The sequence below is a fragment of the Mesorhizobium sp. M0037 genome, assembly GCF_040323635.1.
Classification (GTDB): Bacteria; Pseudomonadota; Alphaproteobacteria; order Rhizobiales; family Rhizobiaceae; genus Mesorhizobium.
The window spans coordinates 1-3916 of sequence record NZ_JAMYVB010000044.1; the positions used below are offsets into that span (position 1 = coordinate 1).

The 3916-nt window shown below is 65.4% G+C and carries 2 protein-coding genes; both read right to left on the reverse strand.

What is annotated here, in order from left to right; translation table 11 throughout:
• Nucleotides 1–129 precede the first annotated feature (129 nt).
• Complete coding sequence (locus tag NKJ78_RS30660) at nucleotides 130–762, reverse strand: sarcosine oxidase subunit gamma (protein WP_352460078.1); 633 nt, start codon at nucleotides 760–762, stop codon at nucleotides 130–132.
• Nucleotides 740–3733 carry a sarcosine oxidase subunit alpha gene (locus tag NKJ78_RS30665; RefSeq protein ID WP_031253312.1) on the reverse strand — a complete coding sequence of 998 codons (2994 nt, stop codon included), beginning with the start codon at nucleotides 3731–3733 and terminating at the stop codon, nucleotides 740–742. Before NKJ78_RS30665 ends, NKJ78_RS30660 begins: the two co-directional genes overlap by 23 nt.
• Nucleotides 3734–3916 lie beyond the last annotated feature (183 nt).

Consider the following 3916-nt stretch of genomic DNA (forward strand, 5'->3'; position numbering starts at 1 on the left):
CTTGGCGCTGCGGCGGACGCATAGGGGGAGAGAAGTGTCACCTATGTATCCGGTTCAAAGTGTTACCCATCTATCGGCTGGACACCGGCAGGGGAATGAGGGGCGGCGCCAACATCTGAAACTATCGAGCTAAAGCTCCTCGGAATGCCCGATAGCCACACCATACTCCGCAGCCGAATCCAACATCGTGTGCCACAGACTTTCGGCAAACGTCGCAAACACCAGGAGGTTGAACACCGCCTGCCCATCCGCCTTGTCACCACCACGCCAGAGCGTGACGCTGGTGTGATCCATCGAGGTCGCGGCAGCAGCGCCAACCGGAAACGCATCGGGATGCAAATCAATCGACGACAGTTTCGCCAGCATGGCGCGCGCCTTGAGGCCGCAGATGCTGATCAGCACGCGTGCATGCGATTGGTCGGATAGCGAAGCGGAAGATGCAAAGGTCTGAGCGAGCACCTCAGTCCTGCCACCCTTCGACAGGACAAAAAACTGATCCGGTCCCGACCAGATCAGCGTCGCATCAGCGGTGCCAATTGCCTTCGGCGTTTCCGGAGCCGCGACGCCGAAACGAGCGTTCGCGGCCTCGGCCAAATCACCCGCCTTGCCGCGCCGTGCCATCACCTGGACGAGGTCGAAATTGCGGATCTCGGTCAGCGACACACCGGCATCGCCTTGCGGGCCGCAAGCGCCAGGAGCGAGCGCGCGCTCGAGCGGGCTGCGAACATCCCAGAAAAAGTCAGCCACGCTGGCGCCCTCCATCGGGATCGTAGAAGACGGGATTGCAGAGTTCGACATCGTAGTCTTCACCGCGCAGCGGATCATGCGCGTGGACGATCTCGCCGATGCGTTCGCGGCCGCGCTCGACAAGGCCGAGACCGATCCACTGGTCGAGCGTCGGCGAGAAGCAGACCGAGGTGACGTAGCCCTGGTCGTTATCAGGCCCGGGCGTCTGGCCCTTCGGGATGATGTGCGCGCCGGAGCGCAGGCGGCGCGCCTTGTCGACCGGCTTGATGCCGACCACGACCTGCCGGTCCGGCGCCACCAGCGCCTCGCGGCCGGCCATGACGCGACCGATGAAATCCTTCTTGGTCGACATCATCTTGCCGAGACCGAGATCGGCGGCGGTCGTCGTGCCGCTCAGTTCCGGTCCGGCGACATGGCCCTTTTCAACGCGCATGACGCCGAGGGCTTCTGTGCCATACGGCGTCACGCCGAACGGTTTTCCCGCCAGCATCAAATTGCGTGCCATCGCTTCACCGTAACGCGCCGGCACCGAAATCTCGAACGCCATCTCGCCGGAGAAGGAGATGCGGAACAGCCGCGCCTTGATGCCGCCGCGCAAAGCGACTTCGCGCACGCCCATGAATGGAAAACCTTCGTTCGAAAGGTCCTCGGCAGGGTCGACGATTTCCTTCAACAGGTCTCGCGTCCTTGGCCCGGCAATCGAGAATTGCGCCCACTGGTCGGAGACCGAGGTCAGTTGCACGTCGAGTTCGGGGAATAGCACCTGCCGGCAGAATTCGAGATGCTGCATCACCAGCCCGGCCTTCGCCGTGGTCGTGGTGAGGAAATAATGGTCATCGGCCAGCCGCGAGGTCGTGCCGTCATCATAGACGAGGCCGTCCTCGCGCAGCATCAGCCCGTAGCGGGCTTTTCCCACGGCAAGGTTTGAGAAGGTGTTGATGTAGACGCGGTCGAGGAAGGCGCCGGCATCGGGGCCGTGCACATCGATCTTGCCCAGCGTCGACACATCGCAGAAGCCGACGCCGCCGCGCACCGCCTTGACCTCGCGGGTGACCGATTCCAGCCAGTCTTTCTCGCCGGCGCGCGGATACCATTGCGCGCGCTTCCACAGGCCGGTGTCGACAAAGATCGCGCCCTGTTCGGCCGCCCAGTGATGCGACGGCGTCAGCCGCGTCGCATGGAAATTTTCGTCGCGATGGTGGCCGGCAAAGGCGCCGATGGCGACCGGCACGTAGGGCGGGCGATAGATGGTCGTGCCCGTCTCGGGAATGGATTTGCCCGACACCGCCGCCATGATGGCGAGGCCGGCGACATTGGACGTCTTGCCCTGGTCGGTCGCCATGCCGAGCGTGGTGTAGCGCTTCAGATGCTCGACCGATTCAAAACCCTCGCGCTGCGCCAGCTCGATGTCGGACGCGGTGACGTCATGCTGCTGGTCTACAAAGGCCTTGCCTTTGCCGGCGACGTGCCAGAGCGGGGTCAGTGAGAAGGACTCGTCGCCGGCAACAGCTGCAGAGCCCGGATTGCCATTGCGTCCCGCGTCCCGCGCCGCTGCGGCGCCGGCCTCGAAACCTGCGCGCAGGCAGGCGCCTAGCCCGAAGTCGCCGTTAGCCGCACCTGCGGCGACCATACCGGGCGGCGCGCCGTCCGGCACGAAGGCGGCGATGTCGTCTCGCCATTTCGGCCGGCCGCGATGGTAAGAGGTGAGCCCGACCGCCGGATTCCAGCCGCCGGAAACGGCAAGCCCGTCGGCCTCGACCTCGGCGCGCGCGCCGCCGGTCAGCGACACCGCTATTTTTCTTACGCCGTCCTTGCCGCCGTCGACGCCGCTGACCGAACCATGCAGCACGGTGAAGCCGTTCCTGGAAGCGAGAGAACGATGGGCAGGCGAGACGTCAGGCCGCGCGTCGATCACCGCCGCGATCTGCAGCCCGGCGCCGAGTGCCGTCTCGACCGTGCGCCAGCCATCCTCATTGTTGGTGAACAGCGCGATCCGCTTTGCCGGCGTCGCCGCATAACGTGTGACGTAGGTGCGGATGGCGGACGCCATCATCACGCCGGGCGTGTCATTGCCGGCAAAGACGATGGGACGCTCAATCGCGCCGGCGGCGACGACGCAGCGCTTGGCCACGATGCGCCACAGGCGCTGGCGCACCTGATGCTCGGGCGGCACCGGCAGATGATCGTTGACCCGCTCGATCGCGCCATAGGTACCGCCGTCATAGACGCCGAACAGGGTCGTGCGGGTCATGATGCGGACATCCGGCATCGAGCTGAGCTCGGCCAGTGTGCGCGACAGCCACTCCGCGGCCGGCAGACCGTCGATCGTGCCGCCATCCGACAACAGACGGCCGCCGGGCGCAAAATCTTCTTCGCACAGGATGACGCGCGCACCGCTGCGGCCTGCAGCGAGTGCGGCGGCGAGACCGGCCGGACCGGAGCCGGCGATCACCACATCGCAATGCGCCCAGGCCTTGTCGTAGTGATCCGGATCGGGGGTGACCGCCGCGCGACCCAGACCCGCGGCGCGTCGGATCGCCGGCTCGTAGACCATTTCCCAGAATTTTGCCGGCCACATGAAGGTTTTGTAGTAGAAGCCGGCGACGAAGATCGGTGCGAACAGCTGGTTCACCGACATCACATCGTGGCGCAGCGACGGCCAGCGGTTCTGGCTGGCCGCTTCGAGGCCTTCATAGAGTTCGGCCGTCGTGGCCTTGGTGTTGGCCTCGCGCCGTGCGCCGGTGCGCAGTTCGACCAGCGCGTTGGGTTCTTCCGAGCCCGCAGTCAGAATGCCGCGCGGACGATGGTATTTGAACGAGCGGCCGACCAGCTTGACGCCATTGGCGACCAGCGCCGACGCCAGCGTGTCGCCCTGGAAGCCGGAAAATGTCGTGCCGTCGAAGCGGAAGGTGAGGGGGGTGGAACGGTCGATGAGACCGCCGGATGAGAGACGATGAGAGGTCACGATGTCCAGCCTCTGATCCATATGGTGTCATGGCGAAGGATGGCGCCGCCCCTTACCCTCCCCCTTGTGGGGAGGGTCGCTGCGCAGCAGCGGGGTGGGGGTGCGGCGCCGGCCCCCCCCCCGAACCTGCGGTCCGACCTCGCCGCAAGGGAGAGGTAGGGCGTCGGTGCCATGATTGAGAATGCCAGGGGTCATGCTGCTCTT